Source organism: Caldisericum exile AZM16c01 (assembly GCF_000284335.1).
GTDB lineage: Bacteria > Caldisericota > Caldisericia > Caldisericales > Caldisericaceae > Caldisericum > Caldisericum exile.
This window is the reverse complement of record NC_017096.1, coordinates 1,288,353-1,310,593: the sequence shown is the minus strand read 5'-3', so window position 1 is coordinate 1,310,593 and position 22,241 is coordinate 1,288,353. Positions and strand designations below refer to the sequence as shown.

23 protein-coding genes and 1 tRNA gene are annotated in these 22,241 nt (G+C 36.7%); 16 read left to right on the top strand and 8 right to left on the bottom strand.

The genetic code is table 11. From position 1 onward, the window contains the following. The first annotated feature begins 1 nt into the window (after position 1). The 3 genes from CSE_RS06640 to CSE_RS06630 are packed head-to-tail and all read left to right on the top strand — an operon-like array spanning position 2 to position 2,078. Complete coding sequence (locus CSE_RS06640) at positions 2 to 661, top strand: amino acid ABC transporter permease (protein ID WP_014453870.1); 660 nt, start codon at positions 2 to 4, stop codon at positions 659 to 661. Next, complete coding sequence (locus CSE_RS06635) at positions 658 to 1,398, top strand: amino acid ABC transporter ATP-binding protein (protein ID WP_014453869.1); 741 nt, start codon at positions 658 to 660, stop codon at positions 1,396 to 1,398. Before CSE_RS06640 ends, CSE_RS06635 begins: the two co-directional genes overlap by 4 nt. Next, entirely contained in the window at positions 1,395 to 2,078 is a 684-nt protein-coding gene (locus CSE_RS06630) for an amino acid ABC transporter permease (RefSeq protein WP_014453868.1), read from the top strand. Before CSE_RS06635 ends, CSE_RS06630 begins: the two co-directional genes overlap by 4 nt. Here CSE_RS06630 and CSE_RS06625 read toward each other — a convergent pair. Next, on the bottom strand, positions 2,075 to 3,082 hold the full coding sequence (locus tag CSE_RS06625; protein ID WP_014453867.1) for a D-alanine--D-alanine ligase family protein: 1,008 nt from the start codon (positions 3,080 to 3,082) through the stop codon (positions 2,075 to 2,077). The two genes, CSE_RS06630 and CSE_RS06625, sit on opposite strands and share 4 nt — an antisense overlap. 879 nt (positions 3,083 to 3,961) lie before the next feature. Between CSE_RS06625 and CSE_RS06620 the strand changes: the two genes are divergently transcribed. The 4 genes from CSE_RS06620 (at position 3,962) to CSE_RS06605 (ending at position 6,947) form a co-directional block, all read left to right on the top strand. Continuing rightward, a complete protein-coding gene (locus CSE_RS06620; RefSeq protein ID WP_014453866.1) occupies positions 3,962 to 4,384 on the top strand; it encodes a Fur family transcriptional regulator in 423 nt (140 codons plus the stop codon). Between the two features lie 15 nt (positions 4,385 to 4,399). Further along, positions 4,400 to 4,474: transfer RNA gene (locus CSE_RS06615), tRNA-Arg, on the top strand. 114 nt (positions 4,475 to 4,588) lie between these two features. Next, positions 4,589 to 5,776, top strand: coding sequence for a tyrosine--tRNA ligase (tyrS, locus tag CSE_RS06610; RefSeq protein WP_041726143.1), 1,188 nt, complete (start codon positions 4,589 to 4,591; stop codon positions 5,774 to 5,776). Further along, the gene (locus CSE_RS06605; protein ID WP_041726141.1) at positions 5,742 to 6,947 is read left to right on the top strand and encodes an MFS transporter; all 1,206 of its coding nucleotides are present in this window, start codon (positions 5,742 to 5,744) and stop codon (positions 6,945 to 6,947) included. The genes tyrS and CSE_RS06605 overlap by 35 nt, the downstream gene beginning before the upstream one ends. On the opposite strand, the gene CSE_RS06600 is transcribed toward CSE_RS06605, so the two are convergent. From CSE_RS06600 to ftcD, 6 genes are all read right to left on the bottom strand, one after another. After that, positions 6,922 to 7,761 (bottom strand): patatin-like phospholipase family protein, encoded by an 840-nt coding sequence (locus tag CSE_RS06600; RefSeq protein ID WP_014453863.1) that lies wholly within the window; start codon positions 7,759 to 7,761, stop codon positions 6,922 to 6,924. The genes CSE_RS06605 and CSE_RS06600 overlap by 26 nt on opposite strands. A 9-nt stretch (positions 7,762 to 7,770) precedes the next feature. Continuing rightward, positions 7,771 to 8,529 carry an MBL fold metallo-hydrolase gene (locus tag CSE_RS06595; RefSeq protein WP_014453862.1) on the bottom strand — a complete coding sequence of 253 codons (759 nt, stop codon included), beginning with the start codon at positions 8,527 to 8,529 and terminating at the stop codon, positions 7,771 to 7,773. A 33-nt stretch (positions 8,530 to 8,562) separates the two neighbouring features. After that, the gene (locus tag CSE_RS06590; protein ID WP_014453861.1) at positions 8,563 to 9,729 is read right to left on the bottom strand and encodes a pyridoxal phosphate-dependent aminotransferase; all 1,167 of its coding nucleotides are present in this window, start codon (positions 9,727 to 9,729) and stop codon (positions 8,563 to 8,565) included. A 66-nt stretch (positions 9,730 to 9,795) separates the two neighbouring features. Then, positions 9,796 to 10,917, bottom strand: a complete 1,122-nt coding sequence (gene gcvT, locus CSE_RS06585; protein WP_014453860.1) for a glycine cleavage system aminomethyltransferase GcvT — start codon at positions 10,915 to 10,917, stop codon at positions 9,796 to 9,798. A gap of 3 nt (positions 10,918 to 10,920) precedes the next feature. Continuing rightward, positions 10,921 to 12,192, bottom strand: coding sequence for an imidazolonepropionase (hutI, locus tag CSE_RS06580; RefSeq protein WP_014453859.1), 1,272 nt, complete (start codon positions 12,190 to 12,192; stop codon positions 10,921 to 10,923). 10 nt (positions 12,193 to 12,202) lie between these two features. Further along, a complete protein-coding gene (gene ftcD / locus CSE_RS06575; protein ID WP_014453858.1) occupies positions 12,203 to 13,096 on the bottom strand; it encodes a glutamate formimidoyltransferase in 894 nt (297 codons plus the stop codon). Positions 13,097 to 13,261: 165 nt separating this feature from the next. Here ftcD and CSE_RS06570 point away from each other — a divergent pair, with 165 nt between their 5' ends. The 3 genes from CSE_RS06570 to CSE_RS06560 are packed head-to-tail and all read left to right on the top strand — an operon-like array spanning position 13,262 to position 15,398. After that, entirely contained in the window at positions 13,262 to 13,960 is a 699-nt protein-coding gene (locus tag CSE_RS06570) for a hypothetical protein (RefSeq protein WP_014453857.1), read from the top strand. Further along, the gene (gene proC / locus CSE_RS06565) at positions 13,957 to 14,778 is read left to right on the top strand and encodes a pyrroline-5-carboxylate reductase (protein WP_014453856.1); all 822 of its coding nucleotides are present in this window, start codon (positions 13,957 to 13,959) and stop codon (positions 14,776 to 14,778) included. Before CSE_RS06570 ends, proC begins: the two co-directional genes overlap by 4 nt. Before the next feature lie 2 nt (positions 14,779 to 14,780). Then, positions 14,781 to 15,398, top strand: coding sequence for a CYTH domain-containing protein (locus CSE_RS06560; protein WP_014453855.1), 618 nt, complete (start codon positions 14,781 to 14,783; stop codon positions 15,396 to 15,398). An 843-nt stretch (positions 15,399 to 16,241) separates the two neighbouring features. On the opposite strand, the gene CSE_RS06555 is transcribed toward CSE_RS06560, so the two are convergent. Continuing rightward, positions 16,242 to 17,225, bottom strand: a complete 984-nt coding sequence (locus tag CSE_RS06555; protein ID WP_014453854.1) for a 2-hydroxyacid dehydrogenase — start codon at positions 17,223 to 17,225, stop codon at positions 16,242 to 16,244. A 131-nt stretch (positions 17,226 to 17,356) separates the two neighbouring features. Here CSE_RS06555 and CSE_RS06550 point away from each other — a divergent pair, with 131 nt between their 5' ends. Genes CSE_RS06550 through CSE_RS06525 form a run of 6 tightly spaced genes read left to right on the top strand, consistent with a single transcriptional unit; the run spans position 17,357 to position 22,239 of the window. Then, a complete protein-coding gene (locus CSE_RS06550) occupies positions 17,357 to 18,103 on the top strand; it encodes a prepilin-type N-terminal cleavage/methylation domain-containing protein (protein WP_014453853.1) in 747 nt (248 codons plus the stop codon). Then, the gene (locus tag CSE_RS06545) at positions 18,084 to 18,665 is read left to right on the top strand and encodes a PulJ/GspJ family protein (protein WP_014453852.1); all 582 of its coding nucleotides are present in this window, start codon (positions 18,084 to 18,086) and stop codon (positions 18,663 to 18,665) included. Before CSE_RS06550 ends, CSE_RS06545 begins: the two co-directional genes overlap by 20 nt. A 13-nt stretch (positions 18,666 to 18,678) precedes the next feature. Beyond that, on the top strand, positions 18,679 to 20,160 hold the full coding sequence (locus CSE_RS06540; RefSeq protein WP_014453851.1) for a hypothetical protein: 1,482 nt from the start codon (positions 18,679 to 18,681) through the stop codon (positions 20,158 to 20,160). Between the two features lie 25 nt (positions 20,161 to 20,185). Further along, positions 20,186 to 20,710 (top strand): hypothetical protein, encoded by a 525-nt coding sequence (locus CSE_RS06535; RefSeq protein ID WP_014453850.1) that lies wholly within the window; start codon positions 20,186 to 20,188, stop codon positions 20,708 to 20,710. A 9-nt stretch (positions 20,711 to 20,719) separates the two neighbouring features. Continuing rightward, positions 20,720 to 21,550, top strand: coding sequence for a type II secretion system protein (locus CSE_RS06530; protein ID WP_014453849.1), 831 nt, complete (start codon positions 20,720 to 20,722; stop codon positions 21,548 to 21,550). Then, positions 21,550 to 22,239, top strand: coding sequence for a PulJ/GspJ family protein (locus CSE_RS06525; RefSeq protein WP_014453848.1), 690 nt, complete (start codon positions 21,550 to 21,552; stop codon positions 22,237 to 22,239). Before CSE_RS06530 ends, CSE_RS06525 begins: the two co-directional genes overlap by 1 nt. Positions 22,240 to 22,241: the final 2 nt, after the last annotated feature.

The window sequence follows — 22,241 nt, the reverse complement described above, 5'->3', positions numbered from 1 at the left end:
GATGATTTTTGATATAAGTGTACTAAACCCTTCAAACTTACTTTACGTTTTAAAAGGAATTTTTTGGACACTTTTTCTTACATTTGTTAGCATTGGTTTAGGGCTTGTTTTAGGAAGCGTGCTTGCATTTGGGGAGGTGTATTTGCCTCCCCCATTTTCTTATATTTTTAGAATTATTGGCGAAATACTTCGAGGGATTCCTTTAATGCTTTTATTTTTAATCCTCTACTTTGGATTTAACCTTGGAATGGCACTTTCCGCAATTTTAGGGCTTGGTTTAAGAAGTGCCTCATACCAGGGGCAAATTTTTAGGAGTTCCCTTGAAGCAATAAGTGCAGGGCAAATGCATGCAGGTCTTTCCTTGGGCATGACTAAATTCCAAGTATTCAAGGAAATTTTAGTGCCGCAGGCATTGAGAATAATGATTCCTGGCTGGACTAATGAGTTTATAACGGTCCTTAAAGATACGTCAATTGCATTTGTGCTCGGAGTAATGGATATAATGACAAGAGCAGATTTCATTGCACGATCAGTGGGAAGGTATCTTGAAATTTACATCTTTATAGCACTTATATATTTTGTCCTTGTAAAAATCTCTATGAGTAGTTTAAACAATTTATATGAGAAAATTCGAATTCCAGGTTTGGGAGAAAAACGATGAAAGAAGTTTTACGGGTGGAAAATTTAAGGAAGTCTTATCACAAAAATGAAGTTTTAAAAGGAGTGAGTTTTTCAATAAACGAAGGAGAAACAAAGGTTATCATAGGACCAAGTGGGGGAGGTAAGAGTACACTACTCTACTGTATAAACCATTTGCAAAAGCCTGACTCGGGCGAAATCTATCTTGACTCAGAGTTAATAACTCCAAAAAATATATATGAAGCAAGAAAAAAGATAGGTTTTGTCTTTCAGTATTTTAATCTTTTTATGCATCTTACGGCACTTGATAATGTAATGATTGGTCTTACGAAGGTGAAAAAACTTCCCAAAGATGAGGCTCTGAAAATTGCTAAGAATTCGCTTCTTTTGGTTGGCATAAAAGAGGATCTTTGGAGCCACTATCCTGCACAACTTTCCGGAGGACAACAACAAAGGGTTGCAATCGCACGGGCAATTGCAATGTCTCCTCGCATTGTTCTATTTGATGAGCCAACATCAGCACTCGATGTGGAACTTATAGGAGAAGTTTTGCAGGCAATGAAAACACTTAGAGATAAAGGAATGACAATGCTTATCGTAACACATGAACTTGAATTTGCAAGAAATGTTGCGCATGAAATTATGTTTCTTGAATCAGGTGTTATCGTAGAAAAAGGTCCACCAAAGGAAATTATTGAAAATCCAAAATCTGAAAGGCTCAAAAAGTTTTTGAGTAAAATTGCAAAAGGTGAAGAATGAATAGTCTTGAAGCTGTTTTAACAAGATATAAAGATTTCTGGATAGTGGGGTTAAAGTATACTATGTGGATTACCGTTGCATCGATTCTTATAGGGATTGTACTTGGTCTACTTTTTGCCATCATGCGTATCTATGGAAACAGATTTTTTAAGGCGATTGCCGTTGCCTATATCGATCTTATAAGAGGAACACCAATGATTGTTCAGTTATTTATTCTCTACTATGGCCTTGGTTCAACCGGAATTGTAAAATTTACGCCATTGCAGGCAGCAATCATAGGTATGGGGCTTAATAGTGGCGCATATCAAGCCGAATATTTTAGGACAGCATTTCTTGCAATACCAACAGGTCAGACTGAAGCAGCACTTTCTTTAGGTATGACAAGAGTGCAACTCATATTTAATATACTTCTTCCACAGGTTATTCGAATTGTTCTTCCATCTTGGACAAATGAACTTATTGCACTTACGCAATATTCAAGTCTTGCGATGGTTTTAACTGTTATGGAACTTACCGCAGTTTCGAAATATGTTGGAAGCAAGACTTTTCTTTATATTCAAGCATTCTCGGTTGCAGGAGTAATATATCTTTTTGTATCCGTTGTTCTTACAAGGTTAATGGTTTATTTTGAGAATAGACTTTCGATTCCTGGTGTTTCAGCGCAGAAATTAAGAATTTAATAAGTAACTCTCATATTATTCTTTACTCGCTCCAAGGCACTGTTGAGGATATCCTTTATAAGATCGTTATAATCATAACCAAGCATTTTATACATTCTTGGAAAATCTGAGTGTTCTTTCTCAAGTCCAACAATTGCATTTACTTCAATAAAATACGGTGTGAAATCTTTGTCAACCCTTACATCAAATCGGGCAATATCTCTTAATCCCAGAATTTCAAAAGCCTTTACTGCCATTTTTTGTATATGAGTATTCACCTCAGGGGGAAACCTTGCTGGCAAGTAATAATTTGCCTTTTCGGAATAGTTGGTTTTGAAGGTAAATGTTTGAATACCATTTGTTGCATTTAGTTCACGTTTATTTAGTGGCGAAAAGTCGATCTCCATTGGCGGAAGTGACTTTGGAGGAAAATTTCCAATAACTCCTACGGTTACCTCAACTCCATCAATAAATTCTTCAATCATAACTGGGCGATTTCCAAGTCGCTCTTTGAGTTTTAAGACAGCTTTATCAACCTCTTCTTGAGAATAACAAATTGACTTCGATTTGATGCCAATACTTGCACCCTCAAAAACAGGTTTCACGATAACGGGGAATTTGTCAATAGGGGTAATTTCTTCTTTTAAAGAGTTTACAACCTGGTAGAGTTTTGGAACACTTATTCCGATACTTTGAAGAATTAGTTTTGTAAACACCTTGTTTACAGCAACAAGTGTACCTTGAACGCCTGAACCTGTGTATGGTATTTTTAATTCATCAAGAAGTGCAGGTACAAAGGACTCACCAAAAACACCGAATCGCCCTTCTGCCATATTAAAGACAATTTGAGGTCGATCTATTTTTAGAATATAAAAAAGCGTTTCAGAATCTGCTTCGTAGAGTTTAACCCGATGTCCTAAGGATGTAAGCGCTAACTTTACGTCTTCAATAGTCTTGGGGCTATCGAAAACGGAATCCCTCTCAGAAAATGTTTTCCTTAAGTTAAAAGTTATTCCAACTTTCATTTTTACGTTGCGATTTTACAAAAATTTCTCTAAAAATCAAGTCCCACTTTTGAAGTATGTGTTTAATTTACAACTATTTTATAAAAAAACCTGAGAAGGAAACACCCCCCTCAATACTCCCCCAAAAATCACTAAGTCACTCCGAACGAATGTGAGGAGTCTCCTCATTTCAATCTGATGGGAAACAAACACCCTCAATACTCCCCAAAAGTAGTAATTGGTCATTTCGAACGTAGTGAGAAATCTCCTCTTTTCAATCTGAGGGAAAAAGATCCCCTCAGTGCTCCCAAAAATTTAAATTTTCTCCGCCTTTTCAGGGGGAGTTAGAGGGGGACTTACGATTCCCCCCTCTAACTCCTCCTTAAAAGGCGGGGATTTCTCCTCACATTCGTTCGTCGAAATGACAAATTACTATTTTTTGGGTGGAGTTAGAGGAGGGCATTGCCCTCCTCTATTAAAAGGAGATGCCTCAGAAAGTCATTTCGGCATGACTACAAGATAATTGTGTTATTGGGGGAGTGCTGAGGGGTTTGTTGCCCCTCAGATTTAACCGAGGAGATCCCTCACTTTGTTCAGGATGACTATGGCATATGGGGGAGTAGTGAGGGGGTTAGTTTCCCCTTTAGATGTGAGAAATTCCCTAAATTCGTTTTGGATAACAAACAAAAAATAAAAGGGTCTTGGTGGTCTTAAGGGGAATTGATAGATAGAGTTTTCCACTAAAATTTAAATAGGTTTCTTGTTCGATTATGTTCCTCTGAAATGGACACTTTCTACTTTACATACGGATTTAGTTAAGTTTCAAAGGGTGAAAAGTTTTAATCCAACCTCTTTGATTAAGTTACTTGCAAAAATTAAAAATTATGCAATAATATATTTATGATGAAAGAAAGTGTTGAATTAATTTTAAGGAAAAATGGGCTTAAGGCGACAAAGCCGAGAGTAGAAATTTACAAGTATCTAAAAAACACGTATTCCCACCCTACTGTTGAAGAAATCTTTAAAAATGTAAAGCCTACAATGAAGAAAATAAGTTATGCAACAGTTTACAATGTACTTAACGATTTTCTTGAAAAGGGACTTGTAAAGGAAGTGTCTACCTCGGAAGATGCAAAAAGGTACGACGGCCATACTGAGCCTCACATTCACTTAATTTGTAGAGTGTGTGGCAAAATTGAAGACTTGGATATCGATCTAACAAGTATTAAGAAAGCCATAGAGAAAACAGGCTTTACGGTAGAAGAAATTTCCTTAAACGTCTACGGCATCTGTAAAGATTGTAGAAAAAAAGCCCATAATTAAAAAGAACCTAAAAAAGCGCCTGTAGCTCAACGGATAGAGCAATGGCCTCCGGAGCCATGCATAGGAGTTCAATTCTCCTCAGGCGCGCCAAATTATACGCCCCCAAAAGATCGGGGGCATTTTTAGATTGGGTGCAACTTAAAAATTTGACTTTTAAAAATCTAATTTATGGATAAAATATAAAAATCTCTTTTGGAGGTTTCAATGGATGCGTTTGAAAAAATAAAAAGAAAAACAGTCGAGATAATAAATGAAGAGGAATTAAAAGAGCGCCTTGCAAGCGGCAAAAAATTACGTGTGAAATTGGGTGCAGATCCAACAGCACCTGATTTACACCTTGGCCACTATGTTGTGCTTCGAAAATTAAAGGATTTCCAGGAATTAGGGCACCAAGTTGTCTTCATTATTGGTGACTTTACGGGGCTTGTTGGCGATCCTTCAGGGCGTTCGAAAACGCGCCCTCCACTTTCAAAGGAGCAAATTCAAGAGAATGCAAAAACTTATTTTGAACAAGTTTTTAAAGTGCTTGATAAGGATAAAACAGAAGTCCGCTTTAACTCAGAATGGCTTTCAAAGATAACTTTTGAGGATTGGTTTAGACTTTGTGCAAACTTCACTCTTGCACGTATCCTTGAGCGTGATGACTTCCAAAAGCGCTTTTCACAAGATATTCCAATATTCTTCCATGAGCTTTTCTATCCCATAATGCAAGCGTATGATTCTTATGCAATTGATGCAGATGTTGAACTTGGCGGAACCGATCAAAAGTTTAATCTTATCATGGGAAGGCACCTGCTTGAAGCAAAAGGTAAACAACCTCAAATTGCGATCATTATGCCAATTTTACGTGGGCTTGATGGTGTTCAAAAAATGAGCAAAAGCCTTGGAAATTATGTTGGCATAACAGAAGACCCCAAAACGATGTTTGGAAAAATTATGTCAATTCCCGATGAGCTTATTTCAGAATACTATTTCCTTATCCTTGATGTTGATGAAGACAAAGCAAAAGAAATTGAAGAGAGCATAAAAGAAGGGCATGTAAACCCAAGAGACCTTAAACTTGAACTTGCAAAAGGTATTGTTAAAATCTTCCACGGGGCAGATGAGGCAGAGAAGGCATACGATAACTTCATAAAAGTCTTTAGCAAAAGAGAATTGCCCGATGAAATGCCTGAACTTCACATTGAAGAGTTTGTTGAAGATGGGGTTGTTGATATTGTAAATCTCCTTGTAAGCCTCAATATCCTTCCAACAAAATCAGAAGTTAAGAGGCTTATTGAACAAGGTGGGTTAAAATTAAATGAGGAAAAAGTTTCCAGTTTTAAGGTTAAGGTAAATTCGGGAGATATTTTAAGGGTTGGGAAAAAACAATTCTATAAACTTGTATTCTAAAGAAAATGTCTACACTTCTATTTTTGGAAACCCGAATTTTTGGGCTGCGATTCTTATTACTGTAACAGCAGTTTTAGGTATATCAAGTCTATCGTCTGCCTTGCCAAAAATTGCAGAGTATTTTAAGGTTGACGATGCTTCCGTTGGACTTATACTTTTCTTTTTTACGCTTCCTGGCATTGTGTTTTCACCAATTTTGGGTTTTTTCTCTGATAAAGTTGGGAGAAAAATCATTCTTTTAATTGCGTTGTTTATTTTTGGGCTTGGTGCGTTAGGCTTTTTTGTAAATGATTTTAAGACGCTTCTTTTCATTCGTTTTATTCAGGGAATTGGAGCATCAACCTTGCTTTCCCTTAATGTTGCAATCCTTGGGGATACATTTGAGGGGCGGAATCTCAAATTTGCACTTGGCATAAATGGAGTTATAACATCTATTGCGTTAACTGTCTTTCCAATTTTAGGTGGAATACTTTCAGATAAGGATGCAAGGAGCCCATTTTTACTTTCCACATTCTCCTTTTTATCATTAATTCTCATTATTTTCCTTCTTAATGAAAACAAACAAAATACCAAAAATAGCGATTCACAAACTTCTTTAAAAAATGCATTTAAAACAAACCTTATCTTTGTATTTTTAGGGACAATCTGCACGTTTATTGTGCTTTATGGAGCGTATCTAAACTATTTTTCGTTCCTTACAAAATACAGATTTGAAATGTCTGGAACCCTTACAGGTGTTTTCATTGGAATTTCTTCATTTATTTCCGCTATTGTTTCCTATAAAATCGAGCGCATCACAGAATTTTTTAGTGATGAGATTATTTATGTAATTGGCTTTGTTTTCTATGCGATTTCCATGATTCTTTTTGAGATTTCAAAAAATTATGCATTTCTTACACTTGGTGCAATTTCATTTGGGGCAGCACAGGGTATTAACATCACCCTTACACCTCAACTTATAAACAAATTTACAGATGAGAGATTAAGAGGCTTTACAATGACTGTTAACGGGTCAATGGTGAATTTGGGACAGACTATTGGCCCACTTATATTTAGTTATGCCTATAGATTTGCAAAACTAAATGGCGTATTTATCCTTGGGTTTCTTGTGTCGCTTTTAGGTGTACTGTTAACAACAAAACTTACTACTTCAAAGACTTTAAGTTCTTAGATAGAATACTTTCACGCCCAATTGTATAGCCAATATTTACTATTTCGTCCTTTTTTTCGAATTCAAATATATCGAAGTTTAAAGGGATCTGAATAAGGTAATCGGCCTTTGCAAGGTCGTCAATATATAGGGCATCAAGTGTTGTATCAAGTACCCTTAAAATGATATCAAATGCGTTTTTGAAATTTTCCTTCTTCCTAAATGTTTGCATGGGATTTACATCAACGACAATTACCTTATCTGCACCCATTTCCTTTGCAACATCGACAGGAGCATTGCTTAAAATACCACCATCTGCAAGAAGCATCCCCTCTTTTTCAAGAGGCTCAAGATATGGAGGTATTGCACCCGTTGCATACATTGCTTCGTATAGTTTTCCCGAATTTAATGTTATGAGGCGTTCTGTAATAAGGTCAACTGCAACACAAGCAAAAGGTATCTTTAAGTCTTTAAATTCTTTGTCGTGCGTAATTTCCTTAAAGGCTTTTCTTATTTTCCTTCCCGAGTCAAACCCTAATTTTGTAAAAAGTGGAATAAAGGCAGTTTGCTGAATTACTGTATTTAAAATCTTATTTGTTTTTTGCGAATAGAAAAAGTTTCTTACTTCGAGAAGTTCATCGAAATTTAATCCTGAAAGCATCTCTGCAAGTTTGTTTGCGCTAATTCCAAGCGAATACAAAGCACCAATTATTCCACCCATTGAAGCGCCTGTAATAATATCTGGGTGAATACCGTTTTCTTCAAAGGCTTTTAAAACTCCAATATGCGCAAGCCCCCTTGCGCCACCACCTGATAAAACCAAACCCAATTTCATATTTACCTCCTAAAATTCAACAGTCAATCCGTCATATGCTGCAATTACTTCAACTCCGTATTTGTCTGAAAGAGTCTCTGCAACTTTTTCAGGGCTTGCCTTGAGCATGGTCATTCCAAAGTGTGTCATTATGACTTTCTTCGGATTTGCGTATTTAATAAACTTTTCGACATCAGGAACTGAAAGGTGTTGAACGCCTTCTTTCTCTGAAAGACGCACAACATTTAATATGAGATAGTCCGAATTCTTGTAGTAACTAATAAGTTCATCAAAAAATAGTGTGTCTACAACAAACGAAACAATTTTTCCATCAATTTCAAGCTTTATTCCATAGGTTTCTGCACCGTGGTTGTGCTTGAAAGATGTAAACCTTATATCCTTGAATTCAAAAATTCCTCCATGCGTTAATGTGAAAATCCCTTCAAGATAGGGTTTTAAAAATGGGAGAATTACGCGGTTCTCTGAGTTAAGGGCTTCATCAGTTGTAAAAAGTACACCGAATTTTTTGAGACCTCCCTCTGTAATAGAATCAAGTATGATGTTTGCGTCAGTTGAGTGGTCAAGGTGAATGTGTGTAAGGATAATACCATTAACTGACTCAATTGGAATTTTTGGGCGGGCAGATGAAAGTCTTAAAAGAGTGCCAGGTCCTGGGTCTAAAATAAGGGTTGCGCTTTTACTTTTTATGACTGTTCCTGCCGAGTAGCGGAGTTGCTTTGCGACAACAAACCTTGCACCAGCAGTGCCTAAGAATTTTATAAGTGCCATAAGTTAAAAGGGGGCCTAAGCCCCCAAAGATTTCTATATAATTTTCTCAATTGCTTGTTTTACTCTCTTTAAACCTTCAATGATATTTTCTTTTGAAGTTGCATAGGAGAATCTCAAATAACCTTCGCCATATTCACCAAAAGCAGTGCCTGAAAGAGTGCAAACGCCTGCTTCGTAGAGCAAGTAGTCTGCAAGTTCTTTTGAAGGTTTTCCAACTTTCTTAACATTTGGGAATGCATAAAATGCACCTTTTGGCATCTTAACAGAGAATCCTGGAATTTCGTTTAAGCCTTGAACAATGAGGTTTCTTCTTTCTTCGTATTCCTTTCTCATTCTTTCAGGTTCATCTTGTGGTCCACGAAGTGCCTCTATACCTGCCATCTGGACGAATGTTGCAACACATGAGAATGAATTTACTGCAACTCTCTTTAGTGCTTCAATGACCTCTTTGTTTGCAACAGCATAGCCCAGCCTCCAGCCTGTCATTGCGTATGTTTTTGAGAATCCATCAAGGATAATTGTCCTTTCCTTCATGCCCGGGATAGATGCAATACTTACAAATTTTCCTTCGTAAATAATTCTTGAATAAATTTCATCTGAAAGTATCATAATGTCATTCTTCTTTGCAATGTCTGCGATAAACTCAAGGTCTTCATAGGAAAGAATACCACCAGTTGGGTTTGCAGGTGAATTGATAACGATGAGTCTTGTTTTAGGGGTTACGAGTTTTTCAAATTCATGCCTGTCAAAGGCAAAGTCGTTTTCTTCTCTTATTGGCATTGGCACTGCTTTTGCACCAACAAATCTTATTGCCGATTCATAAATGGGATAGCCAGGGTTTGGATAGATTGCCTCATCGCCTTCATCAAGAAGTGATAGCATTGTTCCAAAAATAACGTCTTTTCCACCGGGAGTAATAATAACTTCATCTGGAGAAACTTTAATATCTCTTGTCTTTGAGATATATTCTGCAACTGCTTCTCTTAATTCAAGAATCCCTTGAGTTGGCGAATAGTGAGTGTAGTTTTCTTCAATTGCCTTTATTCCCGCTTTTTTTACATTTTCTGGTGTGTTAAAATCAGGCTCACCAATTTCAAAGTGAATAACGCTTTTTCCTTGGCGCTCAAGTTCCTTTGCCTTTGCAAGCATTTCAAAGGCAGTTTCAGTGCCTGCTCTTTGAATCATCTTTGATATTTTCATTCTTTAACCTCCATAATTTTTGTTAAATTTCTTTAACAATGTATTATACAGATTATTTTCTAAATTTCAAACTTTTTTCTTGCCTGCTTTGGGTTCAATGAATGGTGCTTCAATAATCTCGATTTCAAAGATTCTATTCCCATCCTTTACAGTTAATCGCGTTCCTAAATCCCTATATTCCAATTTAACATATCCAAGAGCAAGGATTTCATTTCTAATAAACGACATATTACCCGAAGTTATGTATCCAATTTCAACGCCATCTTTATTGTAAATCTTCATTCCATGCCGGGGCACTCCACCTGAAAGCACTTTAAAACCTGTTAATTTTCTTTTGATACCAACTTTTTGGATATTTTCTAAGGAGGATTTCCCAATAAAATCTTCCTTGTCCATTTTCACTGCAAAGTCCTGTCCTGCTTCAAAAGGGTTTGTTGTTTCGTCAATATCGTTTCCATAGAGCCAATAGCACACTTCAAATCTCAAAGAATCTCTTGCACCAAGGCCAGCGGGCTTAATACCAAAGGGTTTTCCTTTGTTGAGTGCTTCATTCCAAATTGAAACAATGTCCTTTGGGCTTGCATATACCTCAAAACCATCTTCACCGGTATAGCCTGTTCTTGAAATAATTACATCATACCCAAAGAGTTTTCCATATGTTGCCTTAAAATATCCAAGTTTTTCCAAAGGGGTTGTGCTTTCAAAGTAATTTTTCAAAAATTCTTCTGCCTTTGGTCCCTGTATTGCAACTTCGCCATAATCATCAGTTTTTCCAATAATTTCAACATTAAAGTTTTCTTTATGGTCGAGTACAAATTTTAGGTCTTTCTCGTAGTTTGAAGCGTTTACAACAAGAAGAACAAAATTTTCTCCAAGGTTATAGACAAATAAGTCGTCAACCTCACCACCATGCTCATAGCACATAGGCGTGTATTTTACCCTTCCTATTTTCATATCAAGCACGCTATTTGTGACAAGGTAGTGTGCAAATTTTAGTGCATCGGGACCATGAATTTCTATTTCACCCATGTGTGATACATCGAAAATACCAACTTGCATTCTTACATTTAGGTGCTCTTCTTTGATACTTGTATATTTTAAAGGCATTTCATACCCTGCAAAGGGAATCATTTGTGCACCAAGTTTAAGATGCTCTTCATAAAGAGGTGTTCTTTTAAGATTTTCCATCAGCTAACCTCCTTTTAAAATTTCTCCATTTGAAATAACCGTTTCAACATAATTTTGTGCAATTCTATAGGGAATTTCTTCATAGTGTGCAATATCAAGAATGTTGATATTCCCACGCTTTCCAACTTCAAGTGTCCCAACTTCTTTTTCCATATCGATTGCCTTTGCGGCATTTTTAGTTGTAGCAATAATTGCATCTTCAACGGTCATCTTGAGTTTCATAATGGCAAGGGATATAATAAAAGGCATTGATGGACAGAACGATGTGCCAGGGTTAAAATCTGTACCAAGTGCAACAGTAATGCCAATATCTTTCATAAATTCATAGTTTGGGTATGTATCTTTTCCCAGGAAGAACATCGTGCATGGAAGTAACACTGCAGTAACTCCTGCATCTTTCATTTTTTTGAGTGCCTCTTCGTTTGAGTGAACAAGATGGTCTGCAGAGATTGCCTGAACTGCTGCTGCAACTTCTGCACCACCCGAATCTGAATATTCATCTGCATGGATTTTTGGCTTTAGTCCCATCTTTTTTCCTTGCGTTAGAATTTTTTTTGCTTGCTCTCTTGTAAACTGCCCTTTTTCACACCAAACGTCGTTAAAGTCTGCAAGACCATTTTTTGCAATGATTGGAATAATGTCCTCAATGACAAGTTCAACGTATTTTTCGTCTCTCATGTGGTATTCAGGTGGAATGATATGTGCAGCAAGAAGTGTTGATTTGATATTAATTGGCGTATGGTCTTTGAGGTATTTTGCAATTTTAAGCATCTTTATCTCTTCCTCAAGGTTAAGGCCGTATCCACTTTTTACCTCGATTGTTGTTGTTCCCCAGTCCACAAAATATGAAAGATGTTTTTTTGTTTCTTCAAGAAGTTCTTCAAATGTCGCTTTTCGTGTGTGGCGCACGGTTGAAATAATGCCTGTATTTTCCTCTTTTAAAATTTTTGCTTCAGGAACCCCCTGATGCCTAAGGATAAATTCTTTTTCTCTTGTGCCTGCAAATATTAGGTGTGTGTGGGGATCAACAAACCCTGGCATAACAACCTTATTTGATGCATCAATCTGGTAGGTGTGTTTTCCGATTCTAACACTTTTGATTACCTCATCTGATTTTCCCACAGCAATAATTCTTCCATCTTTAACTGCAACTGCACCGTCGTGAATGAGGCCAAGTTTTTTCTCTTTCTCTGTTCCTTCAGGCGTTGCCCCTTCAAAGAGAGTCAATAACTCCTTTGCGTTAAAAACAATGAGGTCTGCTAATTGGCTTTCCAATTTGCCCTCCTTATTCGTAAATTTTCATTTCTATAATGCTTTCGGAAGTAAGTTTTGGGAATCTTAAATAGAATGCAAGGCTATCTAAAATTGCTTTAAGTGGCATAAGCCCAACAAGTTCGCTTTCAACAATATTTACACCGTACCGTTCCGCTTCCATTTTTACAATCTCAAAAACTCGATATAAAGGGGCTTTTTTATAATTAAGTACATTCATTGAAACCTGTGCCAAGCCCTTTTCTTCTATATACATGCCTTTTGCTTGAATAAAGCGTAAACCACCGGAACTTTCTCTTATAGATTTTGCTATTTTTTCTGCGATACTTACATCTTTTGTATTCAGGTAAATGTTATATGCAATGAGAAATTCTCTTGCGCCAACTGCAACTACACCAGCTGTTGGATGTACTTCATTTGGGCCAAAATCTGGCGCCCAGTTTGGATCTTTAATCTTTTCAAAGAATCCCTCAAACTCGCCTTGCCTTATGTTTGGAAGAGCTTTTCTTTCTTCCTTTGTTGCCGATTCTGCGTATAAGTATACAGGTATTTTGAGTTCTTCTCCAATTCGCTTTGCAAGGGTTTTACTCAGTTCAACTGTTTCTTCCATTGTAATGCGTTTAATTGGCACAAAGGGAATTACATCTACTGCACCCATTCTTGGGTGAGTTCCCTTGTGGTTTCTTAGGTCAATGAGTTCAACTGCACTTTTTGCAACCGTAAATGCGCCTTCTAAGACAGTTGTTCTATCTCCCACAAATGTAATAACAGTCCGGTTGTGGTCGGGATCTGATGAAACATCCAGAAGTTTTACGCCTGTTTGTTTGAGATTTTCAATGATCTTATTTATGACGTCTTGATTTTTCCCTTCGCTTACGTTTGGAATACATTCAATTATTTCGCTCATATTTCACCTCATTTTATATTTTACTATTCTTACCTTCAATAGTCAATTAAATTTAAGAGAATATTTATTCAACATTTAGTAAATTGTGTTAAAAAGTAGCCATTTTAATTGGCTTTTTGTAAATTAAGCAATAATGAATATAATAATACATGGAGGCTTACAGAGTTGGCTAAAAGGAATATTGAAAAAGCAATCGAGGATACGCTAAAATCAAGAAAAATAAAATATAACAAAATCAAGGAAAATGGTTTCAATCAGTTTGTTGTCCACAACATTGGCGAGGAAATGAATATCGTCCAGGTTGATGACTTTGTCTCAGTGAAGGTTTCGCTACTTGAAGAAGATGATATTAAAAAACTTGCAAATATACTCTATCGCCTTGGCTGGACTTATAAAAACGTGACATATTCAAAGAAAAGAATCGAACGTATGACACTTTTTACAATTGATATTTACCCATATGCTGATGACACCTTTGTAAGTGCAATTGATGACCTCAACACATATTTCCGAAGCATAAATCTATCAAGATATCCTGTGCAAAGCATCGAACAGTCACCAAAGGAATTTTTCTTGAATGAGTACAAGAGTTTTGTTCAAATACCAGAGGCTGAAAGAATTAGTGCCCTTGAATCTATTCTCCAAATAAAGGAAAGATATTTTAGAAATGTCAGGTCTCTAAAGGCAATCAAAGATAGACTTTTTGAACTAAAAGAATTTGCAATTGAAAACTCAAATGATGTTGACCTTGAAGAATTCTTCCTCCTTGATTTTGCTGCACTTTTTAGGGTGCTTGAATTAGGATTGTTAAAATTGAGTTTAAAGGATTTTTTTGATAACTTTAAAGGAGAAATTAGAAAGTGAAAATAAGTTTTATTGGCACAGGCACAATGGCAACTGCAATGATAAAATCGATTATCGATGCAGGAATTTTTGCTCCATCTGATATTATGGGAAGTTTTCACAGGGAAAAGAAAGCCTTGGAAGTAAGAGATACACTTCACATAAATACAACAATATCCAATTCAGAAGCCGTCAAATTTGGAGACATTGTTGTACTTTCAGTAAAGCCGCAGATTTTTGAGTCTGTTGCAAATGAAATCAAGGATTACATTAGAGATAGTCAACTCATCATTTCTATAATGGCAGGTATTGACGTTGAAACTCTTCAAAGAAATCTTCTTCACAAAAAGGTAGTTCGTTGCATGCCGAATACACCAGCACAGATTAGACAGGGGATGACTGTTTGGACTGCAACCAAGGAAGTTGAGGATACTGAGAAAAATATCGTTAAACAAATTCTTTCTTCAATGGGAAGTGAAATGTACGTTGAAGATGAAGTTTACGTGGATATGGCAACAGCACTCTCTGGAACAGGTCCTGCTTATGTTTTCCTCTTTTTAGAGTCCCTGGTAAATGCAGGGGTGCACTTGGGATTTTCAAGGCGAGATGCAATGGAACTTGTGTATAAAACAACCCTTGGGTCTGTGCTATTTGCGATGCAATCAGGGAAACATACGGCAGAGTTAAGAGACATGGTTACATCACCTGGAGGGACAACTGCAGATGCACTTTACGAACTTGAAAAGGGAGGTTTTAGAACCGTCTTAGAAAAAGCGGTTTACTCGGCATATAAGAGGACGCTTTATCTTAAAGAGTTAAACAAAAAGAAAGGGGGTTAAAAATGATTGAGTACGAAGTAAAACTTACAGCCTCACGTAAAACACTGGAGAAGATTGAGGCTGAGATGGATTTTGTGAGCTGGGCTGTTACACGACTTCCCCCCAAAAAACTTGTAAGTCATTATTTTGATACAGAAGACCTTAAATTGCTCTTTAACAATCTTGCGTTTAGGTTGAGAGAGGAAGGGTCAAGGAAAGTTTTAACACTGAAATCAAACGGGACATTCAAAGCAGGTGTTTATGTTCGAGAGGAGAAAGAACTCGAACTCGATCATGAGGATTTTTTGTCTAAAAGTTTTTTGAAGAGGAATTTTCCAGAAATTTACAACATTGTTAAGGACGATGAGTTATGCGAGGTGCTTGAAGTTGTAAATGAAAGACATCCAATAATTCTAAAGAAGAATAACTCAGAACTTGAATTGGATCTTGATTACTTATACTTTGTAAAAGGACGTAAGAAAGCCGAATACTATGAAATTGAGATTGAACTGAAGAAAGGGTGTAGTGAAGACCTCATTGAATGTGCGTCACTTCTTCAAACAAGATTTGACCTTAAACAAGCATCTGCTTCGAAGTATGAGTTAGGCTTGCGCTGTTTTAACTCAATCCCTGTGCTTTAAAAGTTATTTGGAGTAACGAATGTTGTTAAAGGGCGGCCAATCTCGCCCTTTTTAGTTTTCTGTCAAACCGAGCAATTCAAAGCTAAACTAAAATGTAGAGAGGGACTTGTGCTCCCCTTCTAACTCCCCTTAAACTTGGGAGACTCCTCGTCATTTCATTCCTCGGAGTGACTTAGTAATTTTTGGGGAGTGCTGAGGGGGTTTGTTTCCCGCTCAGATTGAAATGAGGAGATTTCTCAGTCGCTTACGCTTCTTCGAAATGACACACGCTGAGTCATGTCGAGCGAATTTTGGTGTCTCATTAGTTGAGATTGGGGGTCTTTTTCCACCAGATTTTAACTCATACCGAGCGAAGCGAGGTATCTCCTCATTTAATTAGAGGGAGACTTACAATTCCCCCTCTAACTCCCCTTGAAACTGAATGCTTTTATTTTGTTAGTCATTCCGAAGCCGAAGGCGAGGAATCTCCTCAGTTTACATTAGAGAGGGAGATTAAAAAGGCCCCCCTCTAACTCCTCCTGAAAAGCGGAGATTTCTCCTCACATTCGTTCGTCGAAAAGACCAATTACTATTTTTGGGTGGAGTCGGAGGAGGGTATCCCTCCTCCATAATATAGGTATTTCTCCTCACAATGTTTGTCAAAATGAACCTTAATAGAAAGGGGATGTGCCCCCTTTCTAACTTACTCCTAAGGATAAAAAGGATTTTTATTTTTTGGGTGGAGTTGGAGGAGGGTGCCGCTCCTCTATTAAAAGGGAAATGCTTCTTTAACCATTTAAAGGTAGCCAGTTTTCCTTCTAAGATTAGGAGATATTGTGGTGACTTGCACCCCCTCAAATTGAGTTAATATCCCACCTCTTTTACTTCATTTTCAATAGGTAATCCTTTAAGGAAACGTAAAACATTTTTAACTGAATCTTCCCACATTCTTTGTGGGGTTACATCGGTAAAACCTGCTGCATGCGGTGTCATTATTATATTCTTTAAGCCGTGAAATGGATATTTTGAGGGCATTGCGGTTTGCATTGGTGCCTGTGGATATACCCACCATGTATCAATACCTGCACCTTTTAAAATTCCATTTTTGAGTGCAACGAAAAGATCCTCTTCGTTCACGACTGCACCACGCCCAACATTTACAAAAAACTTTCCTGCCATTTTTTCAAACAGTCTTCTATTAATCATTCCTTTTGTTTCTGGTGTAAGTGGCAATGCGCATACAACAAAATGAGCCTTTTCAATTGCCTGTTCAATTTCTGCATGAGTGTAAACTTCGTCAACATTAGGAATGGTTCCATCAACCTTTTCTCTTTTTACCCCAATAACATACATCCCAAATGACTTTGCAAATCGTGCAATTTCTTTTCCAATGCTTCCAAGCCCAAGGATTGTCATCGTTTTTCCTTCAAGACTAATGGTTGGTTCTCTTGACATCCATCCGTGCCAATATCCAATTCTCAAATCTCTGTCGCCTTCAACTACATTTTTTGCAAGCGCAAGCACCAGTGCCATTGCAAATTCTGCAACAGCAGTTGCATTTGAATGCACATTTGCGATCTTTATCCCACGCCTTATAAGATCAGGAATATCGTAGGTATCAACTCCTGCAAAAGGCACTTGAATGAATTTCAAATTTGGGGCATTGTTTAAATCGTTCTCAGTCAATGATCCTGAAATAACTGCAACTGCGTTCTTTAAGGCATCAATCTTTTCTGAATCATCCTTTGGAATAACTACCTCAATATCTTCAGCACCAAATTCTTTTTTGTACTTCTCAAACATCTCTAACAAGTTTTTTGGATAATTTCCCATCACGACAACTTTCATATAAACCTCCCTAAAGAAAAATTTTAAACTTCTATTAAAATTATACTCCTAATAGTTATATTTTACTCCCTTGACAAAAAATTTTGTTGTAATTTTTTTAAATAAACATATAATATTTTGAGGAAATGAATATGGAAAAGAAGAGGGGCTTCACTTTAATTGAAGTAATCGTTGCATTAGCAATATTCATGGTTGCTGTGGTAGTACTCTTGTCAGGTTATTATTCTTACTATTCTTCAGTGAAGGATTTACGATACAAATCTATTGGTCAAAATTTAGCGCAACTTCAATTGGAAGATGTTAAAGGGCTTTCTGTATCTATTATAGATTCTTTAATAAGAGGTGGACAGTTTCCAACAAATATAACGTATGATGAACCTAATTATCCAGCAAAACCATCAAATCCTCCGCCGCCCGGCTCTCCATATTTTTTGGATTATGGGACAACGTATGAGAATGTCTACGATTCTATAAGGTATGATCCTACCACAAACAGTTATTATCCTATGGATGGTTCCTTTAGAATGGAGCATATTCTTAATATCTGTGGTATAGAGTCAGCAACTGGCACCGTTTCAAATCCTCCTCCAGTGCCTGATGTGAGTAATGTAATGCTTCCTCCTAATATTGAAATAATTCCTCGATTAAGAATCGACGAAACCCAAAATGAGTCTTATTATGACTTTACATTGGTGCTTCATAAGGAGGTTTATCCTCACTACACAAAGCGAATCATCATTATTGATAAAACCCCAACAATTACTAACCTAAATAACAAAATCTATGAAATAAGAGTTATCGTGTATTGGATAGTTGGTAATACACAAAAGAGTGTAGTCGTAACAGGAGAAAAAAGCTATGTTAGAAGCCAATCATAGTGGAAGGAAAGCGTTTACATTAATCGAATTGGTTGTTTCTCTAGCTATTCTTATTTTAATTTTTACCATTGCTTTTTCAGGAATTTCGAGTTGGATGAGATTAAGGACTTATTATGACCAAGAGATGATACTTCAACAAAATTTTAGATACGCTCTGTCAAGAATTAGCTCTGACTTAATGCAAGCAAGCAAACCTGAAGGAAGTAACTTTAGTCTCATCTTGGCCCCTGACGATTCCATACATTCGGGAAACGCTATGGGTGAAGAACTTATTTTTACTTATTATGATGGAATTGATACATGGGATATAAGATATCGAATGAAGAACACCACGAATGGCAACGCTGTTTATAGAGTAAAATATTTACATGGAACTTCGCCCACTTCCATAGGTGAGCCAGTCACTGAAAATATGAAGCAACTTGTTAAACTTTACTTTGCAAGGCAAGGTGGGAAGGTTGTTGTTATGATGGTGGGGAATCTTAATTATTTTGGAAAAGAACAGACAATATCTTATACTTCACTTATTTATTCAAGAAATTCGAATGAACAATCACCATAAGGAGGTGAGATTTATGAGTAAAAGAAAAGGAGTTGCTTTAATTACTGTAGTTTTGATAAGCGCATTGGTTTTTGCCTCTATTGTCGGTATCGTTTTAAAAATAGTGCCGGAAAAGGCTATTTCGAATGCACAATCAACTTCTGAGCGGGCATTAACGGCTGCTGAGGCTTGTATAAGCCAAATCGCCTTTGACTTAAGAAATTCGGATCTAGGCAACAATGTAATCAATCCACCTTCCGCATTTCACTATCTTACTGTTTCAGATGTAAAAGCAATCGTAAAAAATCCCCCTGGTTATGTTTTGTCTAAAGATGCTGCATCACTTTCATCGAGCCCAGATACCTACTATAAGGCAAAAATAAAGAGGCTTAACAAAGGTGATGTTGCCAGTTGGGACCCAGACATTGGATTGGATGGAGATAAAACAATTTTCATTGGGGTTTATGCCCTTGGGTTTGTAAAACAAAATAATAATATTGTTGCCCAAAAAGCAGTATACACTGAAATGGCTGTAACTTATCACAAAAGTACCATAACTCCAACAGACATTCCTCCTAATTCGGAGGTCTTTAATTATGGTATTTTCTCCGGTTCGGATATAGCCTTCAACGGTAATGCTCAAGAGGTTGCAGGAAATGTTTTTGCGAATGGCAATATTGACTTGGGTCCAGCAAAAGGAAAGATAAGAATTGCTTATGATCCACAATATGGTGGTGGAACTGCATACGCAGTAGGTGCAATTACTGGAAAAGGAGTAGCACAAATTGGAGCATACTCAGGACAAAATCCAATTGAATTCCCGATGCTCAATGTAGATTATTATAAGAATCTTGCACTTGCATTTAAGACCGGAGGAAAACCTTATGATGGAAGCAGATCAGATTATCCAAATACTACTGATCCAATACTTCACACGATTATCACTTCGTATCTTGGGACATCATATAATTCCTCACTTTCGCAAATTGTTACCTTCTACAAAGACCTATCATCAAAAAGTGGATTATTTGTAGGGCTTGATGTTTTGAAATGGCAGCAGTTAAAAGATAATGCTAAAAACATTGTTTACTTTATTGAGGGAGATGCTCATATAAACGGGACTGTAAAATTACAAGGTACAATTGTAGTTAATGGCAATCTTATGATAAATGGCAATTCAACCGTTGATAACGATGGAGCATTGGCAATGCTTGTTAATGGCAACGTGGAGATTGCAAATGGTAATGCGCTATTGAAAGGAATTTTTTACAGCACCGGTTCATTTTCTGGTGGTGGAACATTTGATTGCTATGGTGCCATAGTATCGAAAGGTGCAGTGAACTTGAATGGTACATATAATATCTTCTATAGACCAGTTTCGATGTCTAATCTAAGCATTGTGGGGACTCCTGGTGGGACTGCAAGCGTAAAGAATGTAATTACTGCTGCGGAACAATCACCTAATGCATGGAGAGAAATTTCAATAGATGACTTTAACAATGTTACACCGTTCTAAAAGAGGGTTCACATTATTAGAGTTGTTGGTAGTAATACTTGTAGTCATTGTAATTATTGGGATTGGCTTTGGCATTTTGCCTGGTACTTTTGTCGAAAGAAGTTTGTATAATGCGGCTATTCAAATTCAACAAACTCTGTTATATGCACAAAACAAGGCGGTCACATATAGTACCACAAAAGATTCAGGAAAATTTGAGGTATATTTCTTCCCTGCCGATAATACTATATATGTAGAAAAGGATTTGAATGCTTCCTTTGATCCTGTAACCAAGACGATGTCTGGTGCCGTTGAGAAAATTGTTTTAGGAGATGGTATAAAAATACAAAAAATATATCTTGCAACTTTTGATAATCTTTCTAATATTCTGTCTCCACCGCTTGCATACGTGAAATTAAATTTTGATAACTTTGGCAATCCAAATTACTATTGCAAAGAAACAAACGATAATACTTATGGAATTTTTATTTCAACAACAAACAAAAATAAAGTTATACGAATAACTATTTCTAAATTAGGCAACATATCAATAGAATGGGTTAAAAGGTAAGGAGGAGAAGTGAAAAAGCGAAGGGGTTTTACTTTAATTGAGACAATGGTGTCAATCATAGTAGTCACTTTTATAGTTGTCTCTGTGACAAGTGCTGCGATGTCTATTAACGTTGCCGAAAAAAGAGCTGAGTCAAGGCAAATTGCGAAAGACTTGGCAAACTATGTTATCGATTACATAAGATCTAAGAATGTCACTTATGATAATACTTTAGGTTACGATATAAGCCTCTTTGGAAATGATAATACGCATCCTTTGCCTGGTCTTGTTGACATTTACGGCACTCCCCTTTCCTTAAATGTAAGTCCTGCCTTGCCAAGCGAAAAATTCAACGATAAACCTTCTGCCTTTTACTTTTCATTACAGGGTTTCGTTTCCTTAGGTGAAAATGGATATGTTTCGGATACTAATCCTGCTTTGGAAGATGCAAATCTATATGTATCGCAAGGAAAATATTATGACCGAGTAACTAATAATGTTTTGGTTGTAAGGTTTCCTTTAACTAGAACAATAAACGGGATGCTAAACCCAGAAAGAATAGATTTCTTTAAATCTGGTGAAAATTATGTCCCCAAGATTTACGTGAAAGGTGCTGGTCTTACGAATTCTAACAATCCTAACTTTACTCCGTATTATACAAACGATGGTGCTATTGCTTCGAAAACGAAAGAATATAAAGGTTATAGAGTACTAACAAAGATTGTTGCAAGGAAGCAAAGGATTACGGATCCTGACCACGTACAGTGGTTTGATGTTGAAGTGACAGTATATTGGATTGAGGGACTTGAAGAAAAGTCATATTCCGTAAAGATAAAGCTTACTTCATATGGAGGAAGTTAATGAAGAGAAAAGGCTTTACTCTAATTGAACTTATGGTTGCAATGGTTATTATGCTGATACTTCTGTATATTGGCCTTTCGTCATTTTCTTATATTAGCTCTTTTGCAAGGTATATACAAGTAAATCAGAATATACAGGATAACATAGATACATTGCTTTCTCAAATAAAGAAAGAATTAATGCAAGCCTCGATATACAATGATAGTAGTGGATTCTCAGGTGTCACCTTTCCATCGTATAATCCATCCAATGATTCTAAGAGAAGTTTGCAAGACTTAGTAAATCCTTACCCCCTTGATTCTAGTCACGACTATTATTCTTTTATTAATTCAGACCCAATTCTTCAATTTTATATCAAGGATAATAATGGGACCACGCACCGCATAACTTATTCATTAGGCGTACCTCAAAATAACGGCAGTTATTCAGGAATCCCAAGAGAATATTGGCTTAATAAACTATACGAACCGTGTGAAGTTTTATATTCAAATGAAACATGGAATGGAACAACCTGGACTGGAATAACAAACCAACCGATCACAGAACAAGTAATTACAAATTTTACCGTGATAAGGCCGAGTTATTCACCGAAGGTTTTTCAAATAATAGTGGAGACATATTTGAAAGCTCCATTTTCAAAGGAAGGAAAAAAGTTTGTTCGAATTATGCAAATAACTTTAAAACAATAGGA

Coding starts and splice junctions, on each gene's coding strand:
- CSE_RS06635 (WP_014453869.1), top strand. CDS start 658: ATGAAAGAAGTTTTACGGGTGGAAAATTTAAGGAAGTCTTATCACAAA.
- ftcD (WP_014453858.1), bottom strand. CDS start 13,096: ATGAGCGAAATAATTGAATGTATTCCAAACGTAAGCGAAGGGAAAAAT.
- CSE_RS06640 (WP_014453870.1), top strand. CDS start 2: ATGATTTTTGATATAAGTGTACTAAACCCTTCAAACTTACTTTACGTT.
- CSE_RS06555 (WP_014453854.1), bottom strand. CDS start 17,225: ATGAAAGTTGTCGTGATGGGAAATTATCCAAAAAACTTGTTAGAGATG.
- CSE_RS06630 (WP_014453868.1), top strand. CDS start 1,395: ATGAATAGTCTTGAAGCTGTTTTAACAAGATATAAAGATTTCTGGATA.
- CSE_RS06590 (WP_014453861.1), bottom strand. CDS start 9,729: ATGAAAATATCAAAGATGATTCAAAGAGCAGGCACTGAAACTGCCTTT.
- CSE_RS06550 (WP_014453853.1), top strand. CDS start 17,357: ATGGAAAAGAAGAGGGGCTTCACTTTAATTGAAGTAATCGTTGCATTA.
- CSE_RS06525 (WP_014453848.1), top strand. CDS start 21,550: ATGAAGAGAAAAGGCTTTACTCTAATTGAACTTATGGTTGCAATGGTT.
- CSE_RS06595 (WP_014453862.1), bottom strand. CDS start 8,529: ATGGCACTTATAAAATTCTTAGGCACTGCTGGTGCAAGGTTTGTTGTC.
- tyrS (WP_041726143.1), top strand. CDS start 4,589: ATGGATGCGTTTGAAAAAATAAAAAGAAAAACAGTCGAGATAATAAAT.
- CSE_RS06600 (WP_014453863.1), bottom strand. CDS start 7,761: ATGAAATTGGGTTTGGTTTTATCAGGTGGTGGCGCAAGGGGGCTTGCG.
- CSE_RS06560 (WP_014453855.1), top strand. CDS start 14,781: ATGATTGAGTACGAAGTAAAACTTACAGCCTCACGTAAAACACTGGAG.
- gcvT (WP_014453860.1), bottom strand. CDS start 10,917: ATGGAAAATCTTAAAAGAACACCTCTTTATGAAGAGCATCTTAAACTT.
- CSE_RS06620 (WP_014453866.1), top strand. CDS start 3,962: ATGATGAAAGAAAGTGTTGAATTAATTTTAAGGAAAAATGGGCTTAAG.
- CSE_RS06545 (WP_014453852.1), top strand. CDS start 18,084: ATGTTAGAAGCCAATCATAGTGGAAGGAAAGCGTTTACATTAATCGAA.
- CSE_RS06625 (WP_014453867.1), bottom strand. CDS start 3,082: ATGAAAGTTGGAATAACTTTTAACTTAAGGAAAACATTTTCTGAGAGG.
- CSE_RS06540 (WP_014453851.1), top strand. CDS start 18,679: ATGAGTAAAAGAAAAGGAGTTGCTTTAATTACTGTAGTTTTGATAAGC.